Annotated in this window: 24 protein-coding genes; 21 read left to right on the top strand and 3 right to left on the bottom strand. The window is 65.4% G+C overall.

Annotated features, from left to right (window positions below; translation table 11 throughout):
* Positions 1-53: 53 nt before the first annotated feature.
* A complete protein-coding gene (locus tag ABC728_RS24365; RefSeq protein ID WP_416620125.1) occupies positions 54-719 on the bottom strand; it encodes a LuxR C-terminal-related transcriptional regulator in 666 nt (221 codons plus the stop codon).
* A gap of 330 nt (positions 720-1,049) precedes the next feature.
* Between ABC728_RS24365 and ABC728_RS24360 the strand changes: the two genes are divergently transcribed.
* Positions 1,050-1,811: a response regulator transcription factor gene (locus tag ABC728_RS24360; protein WP_416620126.1), complete on the top strand. Its 762-nt coding sequence runs from the start codon at positions 1,050-1,052 to the stop codon at positions 1,809-1,811.
* A 202-nt stretch (positions 1,812-2,013) separates the two neighbouring features.
* On the opposite strand, the gene ABC728_RS24355 is transcribed toward ABC728_RS24360, so the two are convergent.
* Positions 2,014-3,366: a TldD/PmbA family protein gene (locus ABC728_RS24355; protein ID WP_416620127.1), complete on the bottom strand. Its 1,353-nt coding sequence runs from the start codon at positions 3,364-3,366 to the stop codon at positions 2,014-2,016.
* A gap of 292 nt (positions 3,367-3,658) precedes the next feature.
* Between ABC728_RS24355 and ABC728_RS24350 the strand changes: the two genes are divergently transcribed.
* From ABC728_RS24350 to ABC728_RS24255, 20 genes are all read left to right on the top strand, one after another.
* Positions 3,659-3,787: a hypothetical protein gene (locus ABC728_RS24350; RefSeq protein ID WP_416620128.1), complete on the top strand. Its 129-nt coding sequence runs from the start codon at positions 3,659-3,661 to the stop codon at positions 3,785-3,787.
* A gap of 115 nt (positions 3,788-3,902) precedes the next feature.
* Positions 3,903-4,394, top strand: a complete 492-nt coding sequence (locus tag ABC728_RS24345; RefSeq protein ID WP_416620129.1) for a YajQ family cyclic di-GMP-binding protein — start codon at positions 3,903-3,905, stop codon at positions 4,392-4,394.
* Between the two features lie 153 nt (positions 4,395-4,547).
* A complete protein-coding gene (gene fabI / locus ABC728_RS24340) occupies positions 4,548-5,318 on the top strand; it encodes an enoyl-ACP reductase FabI (RefSeq protein WP_416620130.1) in 771 nt (256 codons plus the stop codon).
* 147 nt (positions 5,319-5,465) lie between these two features.
* On the top strand, positions 5,466-6,218 hold the full coding sequence (locus ABC728_RS24335; protein ID WP_416620131.1) for a YebC/PmpR family DNA-binding transcriptional regulator: 753 nt from the start codon (positions 5,466-5,468) through the stop codon (positions 6,216-6,218).
* 81 nt (positions 6,219-6,299) lie between these two features.
* On the top strand, positions 6,300-6,827 hold the full coding sequence (gene ruvC / locus ABC728_RS24330) for a crossover junction endodeoxyribonuclease RuvC (protein WP_416620132.1): 528 nt from the start codon (positions 6,300-6,302) through the stop codon (positions 6,825-6,827).
* A gap of 479 nt (positions 6,828-7,306) precedes the next feature.
* Positions 7,307-7,927 carry a Holliday junction branch migration protein RuvA gene (gene ruvA / locus ABC728_RS24325; RefSeq protein ID WP_416620133.1) on the top strand — a complete coding sequence of 207 codons (621 nt, stop codon included), beginning with the start codon at positions 7,307-7,309 and terminating at the stop codon, positions 7,925-7,927.
* Positions 7,928-7,974: 47 nt separating this feature from the next.
* Positions 7,975-9,057 carry a Holliday junction branch migration DNA helicase RuvB gene (gene ruvB / locus ABC728_RS24320; RefSeq protein ID WP_416620166.1) on the top strand — a complete coding sequence of 361 codons (1,083 nt, stop codon included), beginning with the start codon at positions 7,975-7,977 and terminating at the stop codon, positions 9,055-9,057.
* On the top strand, positions 9,050-9,619 hold the full coding sequence (locus tag ABC728_RS24315; RefSeq protein ID WP_416620134.1) for a YbgC/FadM family acyl-CoA thioesterase: 570 nt from the start codon (positions 9,050-9,052) through the stop codon (positions 9,617-9,619). Before ruvB ends, ABC728_RS24315 begins: the two co-directional genes overlap by 8 nt.
* Positions 9,620-9,624: 5 nt before the next feature.
* Positions 9,625-10,356 (top strand): protein TolQ, encoded by a 732-nt coding sequence (gene tolQ / locus ABC728_RS24310; RefSeq protein ID WP_416620135.1) that lies wholly within the window; start codon positions 9,625-9,627, stop codon positions 10,354-10,356.
* 2 nt (positions 10,357-10,358) lie between these two features.
* Positions 10,359-10,823, top strand: coding sequence for an ExbD/TolR family protein (locus ABC728_RS24305; RefSeq protein ID WP_416620136.1), 465 nt, complete (start codon positions 10,359-10,361; stop codon positions 10,821-10,823).
* 320 nt (positions 10,824-11,143) lie between these two features.
* Positions 11,144-11,755, top strand: coding sequence for a TonB C-terminal domain-containing protein (locus ABC728_RS24300; RefSeq protein ID WP_445376526.1), 612 nt, complete (start codon positions 11,144-11,146; stop codon positions 11,753-11,755).
* A gap of 17 nt (positions 11,756-11,772) precedes the next feature.
* Positions 11,773-13,116, top strand: a complete 1,344-nt coding sequence (tolB, locus tag ABC728_RS24295) for a Tol-Pal system beta propeller repeat protein TolB (RefSeq protein WP_416620167.1) — start codon at positions 11,773-11,775, stop codon at positions 13,114-13,116.
* A gap of 158 nt (positions 13,117-13,274) precedes the next feature.
* Positions 13,275-13,778, top strand: a complete 504-nt coding sequence (gene pal, locus ABC728_RS24290) for a peptidoglycan-associated lipoprotein Pal (RefSeq protein WP_416620138.1) — start codon at positions 13,275-13,277, stop codon at positions 13,776-13,778.
* A 218-nt stretch (positions 13,779-13,996) separates the two neighbouring features.
* The gene (gene ybgF / locus ABC728_RS24285; RefSeq protein WP_416620139.1) at positions 13,997-14,902 is read left to right on the top strand and encodes a tol-pal system protein YbgF; all 906 of its coding nucleotides are present in this window, start codon (positions 13,997-13,999) and stop codon (positions 14,900-14,902) included.
* Positions 14,893-16,206, top strand: coding sequence for a tRNA lysidine(34) synthetase TilS (gene tilS, locus ABC728_RS24280; RefSeq protein ID WP_445376525.1), 1,314 nt, complete (start codon positions 14,893-14,895; stop codon positions 16,204-16,206). The genes ybgF and tilS overlap by 10 nt, the downstream gene beginning before the upstream one ends.
* A gap of 101 nt (positions 16,207-16,307) precedes the next feature.
* Positions 16,308-18,236, top strand: a complete 1,929-nt coding sequence (gene ftsH, locus ABC728_RS24275; protein ID WP_416620141.1) for an ATP-dependent zinc metalloprotease FtsH — start codon at positions 16,308-16,310, stop codon at positions 18,234-18,236.
* 108 nt (positions 18,237-18,344) lie between these two features.
* Positions 18,345-19,334, top strand: a complete 990-nt coding sequence (folP, locus tag ABC728_RS24270) for a dihydropteroate synthase (RefSeq protein ID WP_416620142.1) — start codon at positions 18,345-18,347, stop codon at positions 19,332-19,334.
* Between the two features lie 62 nt (positions 19,335-19,396).
* Positions 19,397-20,767 (top strand): phosphoglucosamine mutase, encoded by a 1,371-nt coding sequence (glmM, locus tag ABC728_RS24265; protein ID WP_416620143.1) that lies wholly within the window; start codon positions 19,397-19,399, stop codon positions 20,765-20,767.
* A gap of 9 nt (positions 20,768-20,776) precedes the next feature.
* The gene (gene thiD / locus ABC728_RS24260; RefSeq protein WP_416620144.1) at positions 20,777-21,577 is read left to right on the top strand and encodes a bifunctional hydroxymethylpyrimidine kinase/phosphomethylpyrimidine kinase; all 801 of its coding nucleotides are present in this window, start codon (positions 20,777-20,779) and stop codon (positions 21,575-21,577) included.
* A complete protein-coding gene (locus ABC728_RS24255) occupies positions 21,574-22,008 on the top strand; it encodes a DUF3293 domain-containing protein (protein WP_416620145.1) in 435 nt (144 codons plus the stop codon). Before thiD ends, ABC728_RS24255 begins: the two co-directional genes overlap by 4 nt.
* Here the strand turns inward: ABC728_RS24255 and ABC728_RS24250 are convergent, their stop codons facing one another.
* On the bottom strand, positions 22,009-23,562 hold the full coding sequence (locus tag ABC728_RS24250; protein ID WP_416620146.1) for a PepSY domain-containing protein: 1,554 nt from the start codon (positions 23,560-23,562) through the stop codon (positions 22,009-22,011).
* Between the last annotated feature and the right edge of the window lie 3 nt (positions 23,563-23,565).

Raw genomic sequence — 23,565 nt, 5'->3', positions numbered from 1 at the left:
CACGCGGAAAGCATGGCGGCCCTTGTCGTTGGGTGGGTGTCGCGACGGCTCCCCTACGCCATGGGGGCGATGCCATGTTCCATGGCCCAGATCGCCGCCTGGGTGCGGTTGCCGGCATTGATCTTCCGCATCGCATTCTTGAAATGCATCTTGACCGTTGATTCGGTGATGGATAGCCGGCGGGCGATGGCCTTGTTGGAATGTCCGCTGATCACGCAGGCCAAGATCTGGGTTTCGCGGGGCGACAGATCCGCCCCTTCGCCATTGCCAGCGACATCTGCGACCGGCGTGGCAGGCATTGGGGCCTGGCCCATTGCCTGTGCGGCCATGGCGGGATAGACGGCCTGACCCATCTGGATCAGCTTGACGGCCCGCAGCACGGCGTTGAAGGAAGCCCCTTTTGACACATGACCATGCGCGCCGGCCGCCACACTGCGGCCCAAGGCGTTGGGCGAAAGGTCGGAACTGAGCACCAGAAGTCGGGCGTCGGGCGCCAATGACCGCAGCCGGGCCAGTGGCTCCGCCTCCTCCTGCCGGTCCAGTCCGGCCGGATCCGCGATGATCAGGGTCGGGCCTTCCCCATCCTCCAGCGCCACCGCCGCGGCCTGCAAAGAGGGCAGGGGTGATGTCACGGCCATGCCCTCCTCTTCCAGGAGAGCGGCGAGCGCCGCGCTGAAAAGCTGGTCATGGTCCACAAGCATTACCGAGCCGGATGTCATCGCCCTCTTCCTCTTCGATCAAGCCTGCCCCACCGCCGCCGATCCCGAAGCGCCGCGCATCCGATGGGAGTTTTTCCCAAGATTCCAAGCCGTTTCGGCCTATTGTTCACATTTTAATTAAAATGCAGTGGATATAGGTCGAATTTTAAGTAATGACCAAGGTTAGATACTTCGAAATTCGAACCAAATTCGTAATAACCCTGATATTAAGAATAATATAAACAGATTCTTCCCCTTCTTACCAGAACGAGGTTGCGATTAGACTTAATCCGTATGAATATGAATGGAGTTTTAATCACGCGGGTCCGATGCCCGCCGCAGGAGGTCACGATGACCATCGCCGTTCGCCGTGCCGGCAACACGTTGCGCGTCATTTCGTCGGAAGGGCATTCCCGTTCCGCGACGCATAATGGCGGGGAACTGGCGGCGCTGGCACGGCGGCGTTCCTTCCTTGTCGTGGATCCCCAGGCATTGGTGCGGCACGGTCTGGCCCTGACCCTGTCGTCGCTTTATGAAGGGGCGCAGACCTGGCAGGCGGGAACCCTGGCAGAGGCGCTTTCGCTTCTGGCGGCGGGAGCCAGCGTCCCGGATGTGGTACTGCTGGATGCTGACGGCTTGGGCCCGGATCGCATGGTGGCTGTGGCCGATTTCCTGTCGCGGCTGCAGGGTGTGCCGGCTGTTGTCATGTCTTCCTCGTTCTCCGCGGCGGAGACCAGGACATTGCTGACGGCGGGCGCTGCCGCCTGCCTGCTGAAAAGCGACCCCAGTGCGGTTCTGGCCGAAGCGGTCGGTCTGGCCCTGACGCGGGAGGGCTATGTTCAGATGCCTTATGCCTTGCTGGCGCCGGTCAATCCGATGCCGGTCATGGAAGACGGGTTGGAACAGGCCAATGTCGCGCGCCTGACCAATCGCCAGCGTGACATTTTCAAGCTGCTGCTGTCAGGCTGCTCCAACAAGGAGATCGCGCGGCGCCTGGGCGTGTTGGAGGGGACGGTCAAGGTGCATGTGCGGGCCATGATGCAGAAGCTGGGCGCGCGCAATCGCACCCAGATTGCCATTCTGGCTGCCCGCACGGGTTTCCGGCCTGAATAACCCTCTGGATAACCGGGTGCGGGTGAAGCATTGATTTCGCCTGTGACGGAAAAGCAGTGGTACTCCCGAAGCACAGGCTGACCGCTTCAAATAAAAAGCCTCGGATAAGTAAAGACGCCCGGCCCTGCATGCCGGGCGTCTTCGCTTCTGCAAAAGGGAGGCACTTCCCTGTTGGATGGGTTGTGGCGATGATGGTCCGTGGTCAGGTGCCGGCCACGGTCATGCCATCGATCCGGATGGTCGGGGCGTCGATGCCGTAGCGCAGTTCAAGATCGCTGGCCGGTACCAGCCGCCGGAACATGTCCTTCAGATTGCCGGCGATGGTGATCTCGCTCACCGGATGGGTGATGACCCCGTTCTCGATCCAGAAGCCCGCGGCACCGCGGGAATAGTCACCCGTCACCCCATTGACCCCCTGGCCCATCAGGGACGTGACATACAGCCCCTGGCTGATATCGGCCATCAATGCACGCGGTGACAGGGTGCCGGGGCTCAGGAAGACATTGGTGGGGCTGGGGGCCGGCGGGCCACCGGTGCCACGTGCCGCGTGTCCTGTCGGCACCAGCCCCAGTTGGCGGCTGGAACGCAGGTCCAGCAGCCAGGTGGTCAACATGCCATCATCAATCAGGTCGCGGCGGTGGTTGGGCAGTCCCTCCGCGTCAAAGGGCTTCGACCGCAGCCCCCGCGGGACATGCGGGTCTTCCACGATCCGGATGCCGGGGGCGAAGACCGCCTGACCCAGTCGATCTTTCAAGAAGCTGGTTCCGCGTGCGATGGCGGCGCCCGATATGGCGCCGAGCAGGCTGGCAACCAGTCCACCGGACAGGCGTGGATCGAAGACCACGGGGACGGTCTGACTCCTGACCTTGCGGGGATTGAGCTTGGCGACGACCTTCTCGCCCGCGCGCAGGCCGATTACCCCCGGGCTCTCCAGGTCGCTGCCATAGACGGTGGCGTGATAATCGTAATCGCGCTCCATGCCCGTGCCCCCACCGGCCAGCACGGACACGGAAAGCGCATGCCGCGTCACGCCATAGCCGCCGGCAAAGCCGTTGCTGGCGACCAGCGTGACGGCGCTCCGGCTCCAGCTTGCATCGGCGCCGTCGGAATTGGTGACGCCCGGCACCGCGCGGGCCGCATCCTCCGTGGCGCGGGCCGCCTCGATCAGGGCTTCCGCCGTTGGTTCCGACGGATCGTGAAGGTCCAGGTCCTTCCATTCATGGGTTACCGCATCGGGATCGGCGATGCCACAGAACGGGTCCTCCGGCACGGCGCGGGCCATGGCCACGGCGCGGTCCGCCAGTTCCTGGAGCATGCGCGGATTGCGGTCGGTGGAGGAGACAACGGCCATCCGCCTGCCCACGAACACGCGCAGGCCCAGATCCCCGCCTTCCGACCGTTCCAGCCCTTCCGGTTTGCCCAGCCGGGTCGACAGGGAAAGTGCGGCGCCATCGACCAGAAGGGCATCGGCCGCCTCCGCGCCGGCGCGGCGGGCGCGCTGGATCAGGTCGTCCAGCAGGGTGGCGGCGTCACTGTCGAAATGTGGCTTGGTCATCACTTTTCCCGGCATCCGTACCCCGGCGGGGCTCTTCTGCACATCTAGCACCCGCACCCCGCGCATCAAAGGGCAAAGCACCCGGCGACAGCCGTCGCATGTGCCATTCGTGCAACAGATACAGGTTGTTACGGGGTCGAAACCGACCCGTCACAACTTAAATGTTCCGATGTTATAGAGTCGCTTATATATTGGAGTGCAGAACGGGTATCGGGGCGGTACCTGGGACCAGCCATGGAAGCGAGGGAGGCCGATGATGCGCAATGCAAACCGATCCAGGCACCGGGCCGCCATGGTCCTTCAGGCCCTGGTACTGGCCGGCCTTTTCCTGGTCGCGGCGCTTTCGGCCGGTGAACAGGGCCCTGGCGGCGACAAGGCGCCGGTGGCCGGCACCAAGATGGCAGCCATCCCGAAGGGCTGATCCGCCGCGGTATAAGGGGCGGGAAGTGGGCGGGGGGTGACGTGCCACGCCGGCTGATGCTAGTCTCGGTCTCGTGCCGAACGCATCACTGACCGTAACGGGAATTCTTCCACCCATGCCTTCCTTTGACATTGTCTCCAAGACCGATATCGCCGAAGTCAATAATGCCGTTCAGGGTGTCCTGCGCGAGTTGCAGACCCGCTTCGACTTCAAAGGGTCGAAATCGACCCTGGATCTGAAGGAGAAGGAGAACGAAATCCACATCCATACGGAGGATGCCACCAAGCTGGCGCAGCTTCAGGAAATGCTGAAAGGCTATTTCGTGCGCCGCAAGCTGGATCCCGGCTGCCTTGACTGGGGCAAGGAGGAAAATGCCGCCGGCGGCACCCTGCGCCAGACCGTGAAGATCAAGCAGGGGATCGACCAGGCGCTGGCCAAGCAGATCGTGAAGGCTGTCAAGGATAGCAAGATGAAGGTCCAGACGGCCATCCAGGGCGATGAACTGCGCGTCACCGGCAAGAAGCTGGACGACCTGCAGGCCGCCATCGCGCTGGTCAAGGGGCTGAAGATCGAGCAGCCGTTGCAGTACAATAATTTCCGCGACTGATCCGGACCGGTGATGGCCTGGATGGCGGGATGTCCGTCCGGGCCATCAACACGTGATCATGCCGCAATCATGCTTGCCGTTGCATAACGGCTTGATCCCCGCCGGCTTCCGCCGCACCCTGGCAGCCTTGTGCATTGCGGTATGGTGGGGGTGATGGCTCTGTTCGATCTTTCCGGCAAGCGCGGTCTTGTCGTCGGTGTCGCCAATGGTGACAGCATCGCCTATGGCTGCGCCCGTGCCTTGCGCCAGCAGGGGGCGGAACTGGCGGTCACCTATCTGAATGCCAAGGCCGAACCACATGTCCGGCCCCTGGCGGAGGGGCTGGGCGCTGGCCTGATCCTTCCCTGCGATGTACGCGAGCCCGGGCAGTTGGAAGCGGTGTTCGACCGCATCGCGGCGGATTGGGGGCAACTGGACTTCCTGCTGCATTCCATCGCCTTTGCCCCGCGTGATGATCTGCACGCCCGTGTTGTGGATTGCTCGCGCGACGGCTTCCTGACGGCCATGGACGTATCGGTCCATTCCTTCATCCGGATGGCCAGGCTGGCTGAGCCGCTGATGAGGCAGGGCGGCTGTCTGATGAATGTCAGCTTCTACGGTTCCGAAAAGGTTGTCGAACATTACAACCTGATGGGTCCGGTCAAGGCGGCGCTGGAGGCGACGACGCGCTACATGGCGGCCGAGCTTGGCCAGAAGGGCATCCGGGTCCACAGCCTGTCGCCCGGGCCGCTGAAAACAAGGGCGGCCAGCGGCATCGACCGGTTCGACGAATTGCTGGCCCGCGCAGCCGAACGCGCCCCCATCCGGCAGCAGGTCACCATCGACGATGTGGGCGCCTATGCTGCCTTCCTGGCCAGTGACGCCGCACGGGCCATCACGGGATCGCTTCCCTATATCGATGGTGGGTACAACATCCTGGGCTGATCGCGGATCGCGGCTCCGCCGCCTATCGCCTGCGCATGCCCGCATGGCCGGGCCTGCACCTGCAAAGGGTGCCCAAGCGGCCCAAGATATGGTATCAAGCCGCAGTTTCTGCCCATATATCCGAACGATACACTCGCAAGGCGTCCCATGGCCGGTCATAGCCAATTCAAGAACATCATGCACCGCAAAGGCGCACAGGACGCCAAGCGGTCCAAAATCTTCAACAAGCTGGCGCGTGAAATCACCGTGGCCGCCAAGTCGGGCCTGCCCGACCCGGCCATGAACCCGCGCCTGCGCGCCGCCATCCAGGCCGCCCGCGCCCAGAACCTGCCCAAGGACCGCATCGACCGCGCCATCAAGCAGGGCCAGCCCGGCGGCGGCGACGACACTAATTACGACGAGGTAAGGTACGAGGGTTACGGCCCCGGCGGTGTCGCCCTGATCGTGGAAGCGCTGACCGACAATCGCAACCGCACGGCCTCGGAAGTGCGCTCGGCCTTCACCAAGCATGGCGGTTCGCTGGGGGAGACCAATTCGGTGTCCTTTATGTTCAACCGCATCGGCCAGGTGAGCTATCCCGCCGCCGTGGCCTCTGCCGACGACATGCTGGAAGCCGCGATCGAGGCGGGGGCGGAGGATGTGCAGTCCGACGAGCATGGCCATTCCATTATCACCGGCACCGACACGCTGGGGGAGGTCCGCGACGCGCTGGAAGCCCGCTTCGGTGCGCCGGAAAGCGCCAAGCTGACCTGGACACCGATGAATCTGGTCCCTGTCGCGGCGGAGGATACGGCCCAGACGCTGCTGAAGCTGCTGGACGTTCTTGAGGATAATGACGACGTCCAGACGGTGCTGGGCAATTTCGACATTCCGGCCGATCTGTTGGAAAAGCTGGGCTGACCGGCGGGGTGGGAGGCCGGCTTGATAGCCCTCCACCCCGATGGCGGCTGAATAGCCGTCCGGCATTTTGGGGATGGTGACATGGCGGGACAGGCGCCTGTGCGCATCCTGGGGCTCGACCCCGGCTTGCGGCATATGGGCTGGGGCATCATCGATGCCGCCGGCAACCGGTTGAGCCATGTGGCCGATGGCACCATCCATACCGACAGCGGCGACGATCTGGCCACAAGGCTGCTGGAACTGCATGAGGGGATCGCGGCCGTCATCGGGCAGTGGCAGCCGGATGAGGCCGCGGTGGAAGAAACGTTGTCCAATGTCAACCCGTCTTCCACCCTGAAGCTCGGCATGGCGCGGGGCATCGCCCTGTTCAGCGCGGCCAAGGCCGGGCTGCCGGTGGAGCAGTACCTGCCCATGGCGGTCAAGAAATCCGTGGTCGGCACGGGCCATGCCGACAAGGTCCAGGTGCAGCATATGGTGAAGATGCTGCTGCCGGGCTTTCAACGCTCCACGGCCGATGCCGCCGATGCGCTGGCAGTGGCCATCTGCCATGCCCACCACGCCCAGACGCGGCGCAAGGTGGACAACGCCATCCTGGGGATTAAACGGTAATATACCCAAATGACCAGAGAATCCTCGAAATCTCTTGTTTAATCCTCTGAAAATGAAGGAAAATGTGAGATCTCTCCCGGGATTCTCTGAGGGGCGCGGTATATCAGGTCCCGGTGAGAGCAACTCACCGGGACCTAGTCCGGCGCCGCCCATGCGGCGTCGCCAAGCCCACGGGTGGGGCGCCGGCGATTGAGACCGGTGATCGGTTGCGATCACCGGGACTTAATGCGTTGCCGTTTTGTTCATATGGTGTAGAATTCTTTCCCTGCAGGAAGAAAGGGCCATCCCATGGCACTCCATATGAAATCCCCGCAGGCGGGACACCCGGTTAAGATGCGGATCGTCCTTCCCACCTCTGCGCCGCCTGGGCCCGGGCCAGCATCCTGAATGCTACCCTGCTGTTCAAGGGCCGGGATTTCATCCATACCGACATCATCGTGGCGCCACCCCCTGCTGGTGCCCGAGGCCGGAGTGAACCAATGATCGCGAAACTGTCCGGGCTGTTGGACAGCACGGGCCTGGATTGGGCCATCATCGATGTCGGCGGGGTGGGCTATCTCATCTCCGCATCCACCCGCACCCTGCGCCGGCTGGGCAGCACCGGCAATGCCGTTTCCGTGCATACGGAAATGTGGGTGTCGGAAGACAAGATGGCGCTTTACGGCTTTGCCGACATTTCGGAGCGGGACTGGTTCCGGCTCCTGACGACGGTGCAGGGGGTGGGGGCGCGGGTGGCGCTGAATATCTTGTCTGTATTGGCGCCCGACCGGCTGACATCCGCGATTGCCGCGCAGGATAAAACAACCTTGTGCGAGGCCGATGGTGTGGGCCCGAAGCTGGCTGCCCGAATTTTGAACGAATTGAAGGATAAGGTCGCCTCGCTTGCCACCACGCCCGTGGCGGCGGGTGCGGTTTCCAGCGCAGTGGCACAGGCTGCTGCGCCCAGCAGCAATGTCGGTGACGCGGTGTCGGCCCTGGTCAATCTGGGATACAAGCGGATCGAGGCCTTCACGGCCGTGAACAAGGCGGCCCAGGGTCTGGGTGGCGGCGCCGATGTATCCGCCCTGATCCGTGCGGGCCTGAAGGAACTCAGCCAGTGAGCCGCAAGCCCAAGCCCGAGGCTCCGCCGCCATCGCGGCCGGAGCGCATGGTGGAGCAGGACCGCATCGGCGGTGACGCCAGTACGGAGAATTCGATCCGCCCGCTGTCGCTGGGTGAGTTCATCGGGCAGCGACAGGTGCGGGAGAATCTTTCCCTGTTCATCCAGGCCGCGCGCGGCCGGGGGGAGGCGCTGGACCATGTGCTGCTGTTCGGGCCGCCGGGCCTGGGCAAGACGACGCTGGCCCAGATCGTGGCAAAGGAACTGAATGTCGGCTTCCGCGCCACCTCCGGCCCCGTCATCGCGCGGGCGGGAGATCTGGCCGCGTTGCTGACCAATCTTCAGCCACATGACGTGCTGTTCATCGATGAGATCCATCGCCTGTCGCCGGCTGTGGAGGAAATCCTTTATCCCGCCATGGAGGATTTCCAGCTCGACCTGATCATCGGAGAGGGGCCGGCGGCGCGCAGCGTGCGCATCGACCTTCCCCCCTTCACCCTGGTGGGGGCCACCACGCGCTCGGGCCTGATCACGCGACCCCTGCGCGAACGGTTCGGCATCCCGCTGCGCATGCAGTTCTACGAGCCGGAGGAACTGCAACTGATCGTCAGCCGGGGCGCCCGCATCCTGGGCGTGGAGATGACGGATGAAGGCGCGCTGGAAGTGGCGCGCCGGTCCCGTGGCACGCCGCGCGTGGCCGGCCGCCTGTTGCGCCGCGTGCGGGACATCTGTGGTGTGCAGGGGGTGGATATCGTCGATGCCGCAGCCGCCGACCGGGCGCTGACGCGGCTTGAGGTGGACCGCCTGGGCTTCGATGCCATGGACCGCCGCTATCTTTCCTGTATCGCCGACCATTATGGCGGCGGACCGGTGGGGGTGGAGACGCTGGGCGCGGCATTGGGCGAGCAGCGCGACGTGCTGGAGGAGACGATTGAGCCCTATCTGATCCAGCAAGGATTGTTGCAGCGCACACCGCGCGGGCGCATGCTCACGGATACGGGCTATCGCTATCTGGGCCTGCCTGTTCCGGCGACCCCGGCGCGGCAGTTCGACCTGCTGGGCGGCCTGGGGGTGGCCGGCAAGGGGAGCGCGCCTGTGGGTGACCTGTTCGACGGGGATGCGAATGCCTGACAGCACCCGGCCATCCCCCGGCTGGTGGGAGGGCGCCACCCATATATACCCGGTGCGGGTCTATTACGAGGATACCGACGCCGGCGGCATCGTCTATCACGCCAATTATCTGCGCTTTGCCGAACGGGCCCGCAACGAGATGCTGCGCCTGGCCGGCTTCCCGCATGCAGCCATGGTGGCGGACACGGGTGTGGCTTTGGCGGTACGCCGTTGCAGCATCGACTTCCGGCAGCCGGCCCGCCTCGATGACGCGCTTGAAGTCCTGACGCGGATTGTCGATATCGGTGCCGCGACAGTCGATATCGAACAGGATGTGCTGCGCAGCGAGGGACTGGCCTGGGGTGGGGTTGCGGCAGAGACGGGCGCACAGCCGCTGGTCAGGATCAACCTGTGCCTGGCGGCTATCAATGTCCAGGGCCGACCGGTCCGTCTGCCGTCCGCCTTGCGGGTGGTGCTGAAGAATGGCCTGCCGCCTGCGGAGCGGGCGGTGGTGGAGAATGGCCTGCCGCCTGCGGAGCGGGCGGTGGTGGAGAATGGATTGTCACGGCAAGGTCAGGACTGAAACAGATGTTTCCCACCCTATTGCAAGCCACCGCGCTCGGCGGTGCTGTCCCGGCCCATGAATTGACGACGCTGGGCCTGTTCCTGCAGGCCGACATCGTCGTGAAGCTGGTGATGCTGGGCCTGCTCGGCGCCTCGATCTGGACCTGGGCCATCATCTTCAACAAGGCGGCGAAGCTGCGCCGGTTGAAGGCGGCGGCGGCCGATTTCGAGGAGCATTTCTGGTCCGGCGGCTCGCTGGACCAGCTCTATGACAAGGTGGCGACCACTCCGTCGGAACCGTTTTCCGCCGTGTTCGCGGCCGGCATGCGGGAATGGCGGCATGCCAATGAACGCGGCCTGGCCACATCGGGGGCCATGCGTGCCAACCTGGCCCAGCGCATCGAGCGCGTCATGTCTGTGACGGTGGGACGCGAGATGGCCGATATCGAGCGCTATCTGACCGTGCTGGCCTCCGTCGGGTCGGCGGGGCCGTTCGTGGGCCTGTTCGGCACGGTATGGGGCATCATGGGTGCCTTCACCAACATCGCTGCCCAGCAGAACACTTCGCTGGCCGTTGTGGCGCCGGGTATTGCGGAGGCGCTGTTCGCGACGGCCATCGGCCTGGTCGCGGCCATTCCCGCCGTGCTGGCCTACAATTATTTCTCGTCGGAGATCGGCCGGTTCGGTGACCGTCTGGACTCATTTGTGACAGAATTCTCCGCAATTCTTCAGCGGCATCTCGAAGAGCGGGGCTGACCATGGGGGCAAGCCTTTCCGGCAAGCAGGCAGGACGCGGGCGACGCCGGTCGCGCCGCGCCGCCATGTCCGACATCAATGTGACGCCCTTCGTGGATGTCATGCTGGTGTTGCTGATCGTGTTCATGGTCGCGGCCCCGCTGCTGACCGCCGGCATTCCCGTCAACCTGCCCAAGGGGGCGGCCCAAGCTCTCCAGTCGGAGGAGGACCCGCTCTGGGTCACGGTGACCGCCGATGGCCGCATTTCCTTCAAGGACAAGAAGGTTTTCGATAACGAGATGTTCGGGCTGGAGGAACTGGCGCCGCGCCTTGCCGTGGTGGCCGAGCAGACGCCAGACCGCAAGGTGCTGGTGCGCGGCGACCGTGAGGCGACCTATGCCAGCATTGTCGATGTGCTGAGCGAAGCCCGGCGCGCGGGTCTGTCGGAGGCCAAGCTGGTCATCGAATCCGACGGCCGTGGCAGATAGGGGCAGCCGATCGCACCATGCGGACGACCCTGATCCTCTCCGGCCTTCTTCATGTGGCGCTGATTCTCCTGGCGCTGATCGGCCTTCCGCACCTGGTGAAGGAGCGGGAGGTCGTGCTGCTGCAGGAGGTTCCCGTCGATGTGGTGGAAGTGGGGCCGATGACCATCGCCCGGCTGGCCGAACCCATCGAGCGACCACAGCCGCCACAGCCCAGGCCCTCACCCACGCCACCGCGGCCCCAACCTCCCGAACCACCGGCCCAGGCCCGGACGCCGTCCCCGCCTCCGCCACCCGTGCAGGTGCCGGAGCCCCCCAAGCAGGTGGCCGAGCAGCCGCCCGAGCCGGAGCCCCCGAAACCCGAGCCGAAGCCGGAGCCGAAGCCCGAACCCAAGCCCGAACCGCCGAAGCCCAAGCCACCGGAGCCGAAGAAGCCGGAACCGCCCAAGCCTGAGCCGAAAAAGCCCGATCCCAAACCGGAGCCGAAGAAGGAGGAGCCGAAGCGCAGCCTCGACAGCGTGCTTCAAAACCTGACGCGGCAGCAGCCGGACACGCCGTCGCGCGAAGCGCCGCGCGAACCTGCGCCGCAACCCGCGCCGCTGGCCGGACGCACCGGCGAGCGCCTTTCCATCAGCGAGGAGGACGCGCTGCGCCGCCAGATCCGCAATTGCTGGAACGTGCCGGTTGGGGCCAAGGGGATCGAAGCGATGCAGGCGGAAATCCGGGTCTTGTTCGACCGTGACCTGCGCGTCACAAATGTCCAGTATGTATCGGGAACGGGGAACCCCAATACCGACCCGCATTTCCGGGCCTTCGTGGAATCCGCCTTACGTGCGCCGCTTTTGCCCGGATGTAATACGTTGAACATCCCCCGCGAAAAATATGCGGACAAAGGGTCCATCCTGATGAAGTTCAGCCCGAAGGATATGTTCTGATGCACGCCAACGCGCTTATGTCCACGGGCTGGCGCACCGTCGGCCGGTTCGTCGCCCTGGTGGCGACGGTGTTCGCCGTCGGTCTTGCCGCGCCGGCCCGCGCCGAACTTGAAATCGACATCACGTCTGGCAATCCGCAGCCGATACCCGTCGCCATCACGAATTTCGCAGGCGACAATCCCGGCGCCCAGCAACTGGGCCAAAACATCGCCGGCGTCATTTCCGCCAACCTGGAACGCTCGGGTCTGTTCCGTCCGCTGGAGCCGTCGCGCTTCGTGCAGACACCGGAGTCGCTGCGCACGGGCGTGCGTTTTGCCGACTGGCGGCTGATCCAGGCGCAGGGGTTGGTGACGGGCACCGTGACCCAGGCGGCTGACGGGCGGACGCGAATCGAATTCCGCCTGTTCGATGTTACGGCCGGCCAGCAGGTAACCGGTTTGGCCTATACCGTCCAAGCGGATGGCTGGCGGCGTGTCGCCCACATCATTTCCGACGCGATTTACAAGCGCGTGACGGGGGAAGAGGGCTATTTCGACACCCGCATCGTCTATATCGCCGAGTCTGGCCCGGCGCTTCAGCGGGTCAAGCAACTCGCCATCATGGATCAGGATGGTCAGAATCACCGGTTCCTGACCGACGGCCGCGTGCTCGTGCTCACCCCCCGTTTTTCTCCGAGCACCCAGGAAATTACATACCTGAGCTACTTCAACAACAGGCCTCGGGTGTATTTGTTCAATATTGATACCGGTCGTCAGGAAGTGCTGGGCGATTTTCCCGGCATGACATTTGCTCCCCGTTTTTCCCCTGACGGGAACAAGGTCATCATGTCGCTGGCTTCCGGCGGCAATACGGATATCTACACATTGGACCTGCGCACACGTCGTCAGCAACAGTTGACGAATCATCCCGGTATTGACACGGCCCCGTCTTATTCTCCGGACGGCACTAAAATTGTGTTTGAAAGCGACCGTGGCGGTACACAACAGCTTTACACGATGAATGCTGATGGCAGCGACGTGAAGCGAATTACTTTCGGTCAAGGCCGTTACGGTACCCCGGTCTGGTCGCCCCGTGGCGATCTGATCGCCTTCACACGATTGTTCGGCGATAAGTTCTATATCGGAGTCATTCGGCCGGATGGGTCGGGTGAACGCCTTTTGACAGAGGCATTCCATGTCGAAGGACCTACTTGGGCTCCCAATGGCCGTGTGCTTATGTTCTTCAAGGAACGTCCTTCCGGACAGGCAGGCAGGCAGCGTCAGGCCAAGCTATACTCAATTGACTTGACTGGGTCTAATGAACGGCAGGTCTTGACGCCCACCGACGCTTCCGACCCGGCATGGTCACCCTTGATTCCATGAGAGGGCCACACTAATTTCGCAACGCAAGAACGACGCTCAATATCCGCCGGTCACTCAAAGATCGTGTCAAATCGGCGACCGGCTGTGGTACCCGTCGTTCGTGGGGCAAATCACCGTAACCTTCAATCGAACTCGCGTTCCACCTTAGGGGGTCTCAAATGCGCTTCAAGATCATCACCCTCGTTGCGGTCGCCCTGCTGGCCACCGCTTGCAGCAGCAAGCCTCAGCAGGAGGCTCAGGCCACCACCGGCGGCACCGTTGCGCCGCCGCCCGCGCCGCCGCCGGCCGCTCCGTCGGGCCCCGCTCCGGGCTCCGCCGAAGATTTCATCCAGAATGTCGGCGACCGCGTCTTCTTCGGCTTCGACAAGTTCGACCTGACGCCGGAAGCGACCGCCACCCTGGATCGTCAGGCCGCCTGGCTGAAGCAGTATCCGGCCGTCACCGTGACCGTTGAAGGCCACGCCGACGAGCGCGGCACGCGCGAGTACAACCTGGCCCTGGGCGACCGCCGCGCCGCCTCGGTCAAGAAGTACCTGACCGCGCTGGGCGTTGATGCCGCCCGCGTCCAGACCATCTCCTATGGCAAGGAGCGTCCGGCCGTGGAAGGTTCCAACGAGGCCGCCTGGACCCAGAACCGTCGTGGCGTGACCGTGATCAACTGATCCGGCGCGGACCCTGTCACCAGGGACCGACGTGATGAAGAGACGCCGCCCGGCCCGCCGGGCGGCGTTTTTCGATTCCGGCACTTTTCATTTCCCGGTTGTGTCGAAGGGGAGGGTCGGCGAGGCCACAAATACGCCCCATCGGCGTTGGATACTTCCGCCCGCCCTTCCGAAGCGGTAGGGTCGCCCGATATCTCCGCTCCAACCGCTGGTATTCGATGACAAGCCACCTGCGCCCCCGTCATTCCTTCCTGCGCCGCCGCCTTACCATCGCGGCCGTCGCACTGGCCGCCATCGCCGGTTCCGTGCCGGCCGCAGGGCAGTCCGACACGCGGGAGATGCTCAATCGCCTTCAGCGGCTGGAGAATGAGGTCCAGACCCTGAACCGGCAGGTCTATCGGGGTGGAAGCGCACCGGCCGGACAGGCGGCGGGCGGCGCACCCATGGCCGGCAACGTGGCGGCCGGGTTCGAGGTCCGCCTGCAACGGCTGGAATCGGAGATCCAGACCCTGACCGGCCGCTACGAGGAGGCCACCTATCAGGTGTCCCAGTTGCGGGAACAACTCACCCGCATGCAGACCGATATCGAATTCCGGCTCAACCAGTTGGAAAAGGGGCAGGCGGGTTCGCCGGGCGCCGGTGCGCCGGTGGCGGAAGGGGTGGCGGGGCCCTCGCCGGGGGTGCCGGTGGTCCCGGCCGAGGCGGCAGCGCCGCCGCCGTCCCAGACGCTGCCATCCGGCACGGCGCAGGAACAGTATGATTTCGCCTTCAACCTGCTCCGCCAGGCCGACTATGCCGGCGCGGAAGCGGCGTTCCGTGCGTTCCTGCAGGCCAACAGCAGCAGCACGCTGGCCGGCAATGCCCAATACTGGCTGGCCGAAACGCTTTATGTCCGCGGCCAATACCAGCCCGCCGCCATTGCCTTCGCCGAGGGTTATCAGAAATATCCCCGCGGCAACAAGGCGCCGGACAGTCTGCTGAAGCTGGCCCTGTCGCTGTCGGCGATGAAGGCCAATGATGATGCCTGCACCGCCCTGCGCGAGCTGGGGGAGAAGTACAAGGACGCGCCGGCCACCATCAAGCGTCGCGCCGACATGGAAAAGAACCGCCTGAAATGCCGGTAGAGGACCCTGTCGGACCGGTCGCTTTCGACCGGCTGATGCGGACCTTGGGGCCGTTCGAGTCGGCCCCTCATATCGCTGTCGGCGTTTCCGGCGGTGCCGACAGCATGGCCCTGGCGCTGCTCTTGCGGCAATGGCTGGCCGCCCGCGGCGGTCGCCTTCTGGCGTTGACCGTGGATCACGGCCTGCGGGCGGAGAGCGCCGGGGAGGCGGCCAGGGTCGCAGGCTGGATGGCCGGGCATGGCATCGCGCACCGCCTGTTGTCCTGGTCGGGCCCCAAACCCTCTGCCGGCATTCAGCACGCCGCCAGGCAGGCCCGTCTGCGGCTGTTGGCCGAGGCGGCGGCCGCTGCGGGCTGCCTGCATCTGGCCCTGGCGCATCATGCCGACGATCAGGCGGAGACCTATCGCCTGCGGGTCGAGCGGGGCAGCGGCGCGGCCGGGTTGGCCGGTATGCCCGCGATCCGGGAATTGCCGCGGCTGCGGCTTATCCGGCCACTCTTGCCCGTTGCCAAGGCTCGGCTGACCGCCACCTGCCGCGCCCTGGGTCAGGATTGGCTGGAGGACCCGTCCAATCGCAATCCGGCCTTCGCGCGCGCGCGGCTCCGGCTGTTGCGCGCCGCCGGCCCGGCGGATGCTGACGCGGCCCGCGCTGCGGGCCGGCACCGTGCGGCCGCTGATGACCGTGCGGCGGATATGCTGGCCGCCACGGTGCGTTTTCTGCCCGAAGGCTGGGCCATGATTGACCGTTCCCTTCCCGGCCGTGCCGGGGATGATCTGGTGCCGTTGCTTGCAACCCTGCTGCGCGCCGTGGGCGGGGCCGTCTATGCCCCGCCACCGGCCGCCGTGACGTCCCTGGCGGCGGAAATGCGGCAGGGCCCCGGCGGGGGGCGTACATTGGGCGGGTGCAGGCTTGTGCCTGTGCCCGACGGGTGGCATCTGGTGCGCGAGGCCCGGAACCTGCCGGCGCCGCTGGCGTTGACGGGGGGCGGGCCGCCGATCCATTGGGATGGCCAATTCAGCCTTTCGGTTGAGGTATTTGAGCGCTTCACGGTACAGCCGTTGACGGACGCCCTGTGGCGGCAGGCATTGGCTGATCGGCCCGGCATGGCTGCCATGGCGCCGCCGGCCATGGTGCGGGCGAGCTTGCCGGCCATCCTGACCGGCGACCGGCTGCGGGCCATACCCCATATGGCCTATCGGACTACCGGCATGGTCGATCCGCGGGTGCGTGTGGTGCCATTGGTATTGGTTGAGGGGGTTCCCGCACGGTTCGCTGTTGTCACCGCCGTGGATGACATTATCTAATGGAGGAAGTTCCCCCTGTCCGACCGCGTCACCCCACTGGGCCACCCCGCCGGGATGATCGTATGGAGCATCGGGGGTGCGGTCGATGAAAGGTCTGGGCTGTGAATAATTTCGGTAAGAATTTGGCGCTGTGGCTGGTGATCGGGGTGCTGTTGATCGCCCTGTTCAACCTGTTCCAGACATCATCCAACCGTTCCACGCAGTCGGGCTTGGCCTATAGCGACCTGTTGGCCGAGGTGGATCGCGGTGCCGTGACGGCCGTGACCATCAAGGGCGACCAGCTTTCGGGCACGACCAGCGACGGCCGGTCCTTCACGACGACGGCCCCGCCGGGGTCGAATGTCGCCGATCGGCTGGTGGACAAGAATGTCCGCGTGTCCGTGGTGGCCGAGGATAACAGCCCCACCCTGTTCAGCATCCTGCTGAGCTGGTTCCCCATGCTGCTGCTGATCGGCGTGTGGATTTTCTTCATGCGTCAGATGCAGTCCGGCGGTGGCAAGGCCATGGGGTTCGGCAAGTCCCGCGCCCGCCTGCTGACCGAGAAGGTGGGTCGCGTCACCTTCGACGATGTCGCGGGTATCGACGAGGCCAAGCAGGAGCTTGAGGAGGTCGTGGACTTCCTGAAGGACCCGCAGAAATTCCAGCGCCTGGGTGGCAAGATTCCCAAGGGCGTGCTGCTGGTCGGGCCGCCGGGCACGGGCAAGACGCTGACCGCCCGCGCCGTGGCCGGTGAGGCGAACGTGCCGTTCTTCACCATCTCCGGTTCCGACTTCGTGGAAATGTTCGTGGGTGTCGGTGCCAGCCGGGTGCGCGACATGTTCGAGCAGGGCAAGAAGAACGCGCCCTGCATCATCTTCATCGACGAAATCGACGCTGTCGGCCGCCATCGCGGTGCCGGCCTGGGCGGCGGCAATGACGAGCGGGAACAGACGCTGAACCAGCTTCTGGTCGAGATGGATGGGTTCGAGGCGAATGAGGGCGTGATCCTGATCGCCGCCACCAACCGTCCCGACGTGCTGGACCCCGCCCTTCTGCGCCCCGGCCGTTTCGATCGTCAGGTTGTCGTGCCCAATCCCGATGTGCTGGGCCGCGAGAAGATCGTGAAGGTCCACATGCGCAAGGTGCCGCTGGCGCCCGATGTCGATCCTAAGGTCATCGCCCGCGGCACGCCCGGCTTCTCCGGCGCCGATCTGGCCAATCTGGTCAATGAGGCGGCCCTGCTGGCGGCCCGTGCCGGCAAGCGCGTCGTCGGCATGGCCGACTTCGAAGCCGCCAAGGACAAGGTCATGATGGGGGCGGAGCGCCGTTCCATGGTCATGACCGAGAAGGAGCGCAAGCTGACCGCCTATCACGAGGCCGGGCATGCGCTGGTGTCCCTGTGGGTGCCGGAATATGACCCGCTGCACAAGGTCACCATCATTCCGCGCGGCCGTGCGCTGGGTGTGACCATGAACCTGCCGGAGCGTGATCGCACCAACTACACCAAGCGGGAGATGGAATCGCGTCTGGCCGTGCTGTTCGGCGGCCGTGTGGCGGAGGAGATCATCTTCGGACAGGAGAATGTGACCACGGGCGCCGCCAGCGACATCCAGCAGGCCACCCGTTGGGCCCGCGCCATGGTTGCCGAATATGGCATGTCCGACAAGCTGGGCCGCGTGCGCTACAATGCCAATGAGCAGGAGGTTTTCCTGGGGCATTCCGTGGCGCAGCAGCAGAATGTGTCGGAGGCGACCTCGCAGTTGATCGATGAGGAGATCCGTCGCCTGATCGAGGAGGGGGAGACCCTGGCCCGCAAGCTGCTGACCGAGCATCTGGACGATTTGCACAAGGTTTCCGAGGCCTTGCTGGAGTTCGAGACCTTGTCGGGCGAGGAGGTGAAGGCCATCCTGCGCGGCGAGCAGATCGTGCGCAGCGACCCGCCGGCCCCGCGTCCCCAGACGCCGGAGCCGCCCAAGACCCCCGGCCGTCGCGCCTCTGTCCCGACCGCCGGCAAGGACGGGATCGAACCGGAGCCGCAACCCGGCGTTTGAAACAGGCTGCACGGCATTGATTGAGCAAACCCCCGGCGCAGCCCCGCGCCGGGGGTTTGTGTTTGCACATCATCGCGTTGCGCATCATCGCATTATGGATGAGACCTCATGCACCGTCCGCTTGCCATCCTGTCCGGTCCCGCTGCCCGCGCCGCCCTGACCTCTGGTCAGGCTCGCCTTCTGGCCGGGGGGCCGCTGGTGTTCGCGCAGGTGCAGACCGATGCAGGTCTTGCCCCGGCCGCGTTGCTTCCCCCCCACCATCCCTTGATCGCCGCCCGCGCGCCCTGGGCCGGGTTCGACCTGTCGCGGCCCATCATCATGGGTATCGTCAATGTCACGCCCGACAGCTTTTCCGACGGTGGCGACCATGACAGTACCGAGGCTGCCATTGCCCATGGGCGGCGGTTGCGGGCGGAAGGGGCCGATATCCTGGATGTCGGGGGCGAATCGACCCGGCCCGGCGCGGCCCCCGTGCCTGTGGCGGTGGAGATCGCAAGGGTCGTGCCCGTCATCCGGGCGCTGGCGGCGGAGGGCGCCGTCATCTCCATCGATACGCGCCATGCCGCCGTGATGAAGGCGGCGGCGGTGGCCGGCGCCAGGATCATCAATGATGTCACGGCCCTGACGGGGGACCCCGACAGCGCGGAAGTCGCGGCGGCCACGGGCCTGCCGGTGGTGCTGATGCACATCCAGGGCGAGCCGCAGACCATGCAGGATGCCCCCCGTTACCATGATGTCACGGCCGAGGTGTTCGACTGGCTGGCAGCCCGGATCGCGGCAGCGGTTGCCGCCGGTATCGGGCGGGAGAGAATCGCCATCGATCCTGGCATCGGATTCGGCAAGGATCTGACGCACAATATTGACCTGCTGTCCCGTACCGGCGTGCTGCACGGGCTGGGCTGCCCGATCCTGATCGGGGTCAGCCGCAAGCGCTTCATTGCCGGCCTGTCGAGGGGGGAGGCACCCAGGGACCGGGTCGCCGGTTCCATCGCGGCGGCCCTTTATACGCTGGGGCAGGGGGCGCATATCCTGCGCGTGCATGACGTGGCCGCGACGGTGCAGGCCGTCGCCGTGTGGCAGGCCCTGCAATCGGCATGATATAGGTTTCGTAACATTCCGACCGGCCGGCTGCCTGCCGGCATTCCTGGGACGTAAAAGACATGTCGCGTAAATTGTTCGGCACCGACGGCATCCGCGGTACGGCCAACACCGATCCGATGACGGCTGAAACGGCGCTGAAGGCTGCCATGGCGGCAGCCCTGCATTTCCGCAGGGGTGATCATCGCCACACGGTGGTGATCGCCAAGGATACGCGACTGTCGGGTTACATGCTGGAACCGGCCCTGACGGCGGGCTTCGTCTCCATGGGCATGGACGTCATCCTGGTGGGGCCGCTGCCCACCCCCGCCGTGGCCATGCTGACGCGGTCGATGCGTGCCGACCTGGGCGTCATGCTGTCGGCCAGCCACAATCCGTTCCAGGATAATGGCATCAAGCTGTTCGGTCCCGATGGCTACAAGCTGTCGGACGAGATCGAGGCGGAGATCGAGGCGCGGATGGCACTGCCCTTCGCGCCCGATCTGGCATCCCCCCGCGATCTGGGACGGGCCCAGCGGATGGAGGATGCGTCCGGCCGCTATATCGAGGTGGTGAAGAGCAGTTTTCCCCGTGGCCTGCGCCTGGACGGGATGAAGATCGTCATCGATTGTGCCCATGGCGCCGCCTACAAGGTGGCGCCCCGCGTGCTGTATGAACTGGGGGCGGAGGTCGTAACGCTGTTCAACCAGCCCAACGGCTTCAACATCAACGACAAGTGCGGTGCCACGGCGCCGGCCGCCATGCGTGCCGCCGTGCTGGAACACAAGGCCGACCTGGGCATTTCCCTCGACGGCGATGCGGACCGCCTGATCCTGGCTGACGAAACGGGCACGCAGATCGACGGCGACCAGATCATGGCCCTGATCGGCCAGAGCTGGGCGGAAAGCGGACGGTTGCGTGGTGGCGGGGTGGTGGCCACCGTGATGTCGAACATGGGCATGGAGCTGCATCTGAAGAAGCTGGGCCTGACATTGGCGCGCACCGCCGTGGGCGACCGCTATGTTGTCGAGCATATGCGCGAACACGGGTTCAATGTCGGCGGGGAACAGTCGGGCCATGTGGTCCTGCCCGACTTTGCCACGACCGGCGACGGCCTGCTGGCCGCCTTGCAGGTGCTGGCCTGCATCCGGCAGTCGGGGCGACCCGCTTCCGATGTGCTGCGGGTGTTTCAGCCGTTGCCGCAGCTTCTGAAGAATGTCCGGTACGATGCCTCCACCGGTATCCGCCCGCTGGAGGCGGACGGCGTGAAAGCCGCGATCCGCGCGGGCGAGGAGAGGCTGGCCGGTTGCGGGCGCGTGCTGATTCGCAAGTCGGGCACCGAGCCCCTGATCCGCGTGATGGCGGAAGGCGAGGACAATGCCCTGGTCGCCCATGTCGTGGACGATATCTGCGACGCCGTGCGCCGCGTGACCCAGGCCGTGGCGGCGGAATAGGGGGCGGAGATGAAAGGGCGTGTTCTGATCGTCGCGGGATCGGATTCGGGCGGCGGGGCCGGCATACAGGCCGATATCAAGGCTGTGACGGCGCTGAACGGCTATGCCATGACGGCCATCACCGCGCTGACGGCCCAGGATACAAGTGGCGTGCATGGCGTGCTGCCGGTTCCCATCGATTTCCTGGTGCAGCAGATGCGTCTTGTTCTGGCCGATATTGGCGCCGACGCGGTCAAGATCGGGATGCTGGCCACCGCCGAGATCATCGATGCCGTCGCCGATACGCTGGCCGGATCAGCCCCCGGCGTGGCCATTGTGGCCGACCCGGTCATGGTGGCCAAGGGCGGGCACCGGCTGCTGGATGAAAGCGCCACGGGTGCGCTGATCCGGCGCCTGCTGCCGCTGGCCGCCATCGTCACGCCGAACGTGCCGGAGGCAGAGGCCATGACCGGAATCGCCATCAACGGTGTCGACGATATGCGCCGCGCGGCTGACATCTTGCTGCAATATGGCGCCGGGGCCGTGCTGATGAAGGGGGGCCACATGGACGGCCCCGTCCTGACCGACCTGCTGGTGACACGTCTGGGGGAAACGGCCTTCACGGGAAAAAGGGTGGAAACGCGGCACACCCATGGGACGGGCTGCACCCTGTCATCCGCCATCGCCGCGGGACTGGCCCAGGGGCTGGACGTGGTGGCGGCCGTGGATCGGGCGCGGCGCTATGTCGATATCGCCATCCGCACGGCACCTGGCTTCGGCCGTGGCCACGGCCCCCTGAACCATGCCCACACCGTCGGGGATTTCGCATGAGCCGCCTGGGACCCGCACTTCTGACCGCCTATCAGCAGACAAGCTATGTCGCCCTGGATGGCAAGCGCACGGCCACGGCCCGTATCATGGCCGATGGCCGGGAGATCGATGCCCTGCTGGAAAGACGGGGCGCGGCCGAAATCGTGTTCGTCACGGCCTGGAATCCCGGCAGCAGGGCGGCCGACGCTGCCGCCAACCAGGCAGCCCACGCCCGGCTGACCGATATTCTTGAGGATGAGGATCTGGACCACATACCGGCCGAGTTCAGGCCGGCCACCAGGGATTGGCCGGTGGAAAAGGGGGTAGCCATCTTTGACCTTCCCCCCTTCGATGCGCTGCAACTGGCCGAGATGCTGGGGCAGTACGCCATTGTCTGGCAGGGGCAGGGACAGCCGGCACAATTGCTGTTCACGCACCTGGCGCTCGGCTGATCACCGCCGCCTGACCAGCAGCGAAAGACCGACGGCTGACACGGCTGCAATCAGCAGTGCGGCGAGCATCAGGATGATATCCCGCGCCACCGGGCCGATGGCATCCATGAACCCGCCCTTGTGAAAGATGTCGAATACCCAGCCGGCACGCCGCAGGCCCGGATCGGTCGTGGCGGCGATTGTGGCGTCAGCCAGATCGACGAACAGGGCCCGATCTCCCGGAAGCTCCACGCGCCAGACGGGCAGGCGCTTGTTGGCAAAACCGTAATCGGCACCGAATCGGGTGACCAGACGGGTCTGCGCATCATCGGCGACAGGCTCCCCGCTGAGCGCGCGCGCCAGGGCGCGGGCCGCAGCCTCTTCATTCCCCGGCAGGGGACGCAGGTCGCCGGCGGTCAGCAGCACGCCCGAACCCCCGGTGGGAATGCCCCGGAACAGGGCCAGTCTCGCCTGATGGTCGTCATGCCCGTCCTGTGAGACGGGCTGGCCGTGCGCCCCATGGTCATGTTCCCCACCATGGTGGCCATCATGGCCGTGGTGAGCGCCCGACGCGGCCACCGGTGCCGCGGACCAGGTTGGCGGGGGCACCAGACGCAGCAGCGCGGACCCGTCCGGCGCCGCCAGGAAGGACAGGGCGACGGGTGCCGTATCGGGACCGAATCCCTGCCACAGGCCGGCCAGATCGCTGGAAAGCGTGGCAAGGTCCAGCGACTGGGCCCGCACCGCAGGTGTCGCATCGGTGCTGCCATCCTGGCCCAGCAGAAGATGCCAAAGGCCCGACAGGGTGAAGGCCAGGGCAGGCAGGGCCGCGGCATAGCCCAGCAGCCGATGCCAGTGCCGCCCGCCCGGTGCCGGGTTGCGCCGCCGGATCAACAGCAGCAGAACGATGCCCAGAAGGCTGGAAACGGCGATGCTGCCGACCAGCAGGGCGATGGCGGCCGCCCGCAGCGGCCCGGCTTCCCCAGGGATGAAGGACAGCGTGTGGATGGTGCGGAAAAGCGCCTGCATGCTGCGCTTGCCGGCATCGGTGATGGCCGCCATCCGGCCGCTGCCCGTGTCGACATAGGCGACCAGCCCATCGTCGCGCCCCAACTCGACCCGCCAGACCGGAAGCAGGCGGTTGACCGGGGTGTAATCATTGTCGAATGCCGTGACGATCCGCGCGTCGCGCACGGGCGTATCCGGATCCCCCAGGTAATGCCGCGCCAGTTCGATGGCCCGGTCCTGGTCGCCCCGCTGCCGTTCCTCTCCCGTTTCGGGATCGAAATAACGCCGGACGGGGTCATCGGCTTGCCTCACGGCGTAATAGGTATGGCCGGCCAGCACGATCGCCCGCATTTCGGCCACCTGGCCGGGCACCTTGTCCGCCAGCAGCGTGGCTGGCGGTTGTGCGTGCGTCAGGTCCAGCGGGGTCAGTGGTGGCATGCGGGTGGCGGCGACCGGACTGGTCCAGACCATGATGGGATGCAGCATGCCCGTCAGGGCCCAGCCGATGGCGCAGATGCCGGCCACCCAAGCCAGCTTGCGATGCCATTTGATCGACGCCACCCGCATGGA

This window comes from Niveispirillum fermenti, from assembly GCF_052474395.1.
The sequence above is the reverse complement of the archived record's forward strand: the minus strand, read 5'-3'. Positions and strand labels throughout refer to the sequence as shown.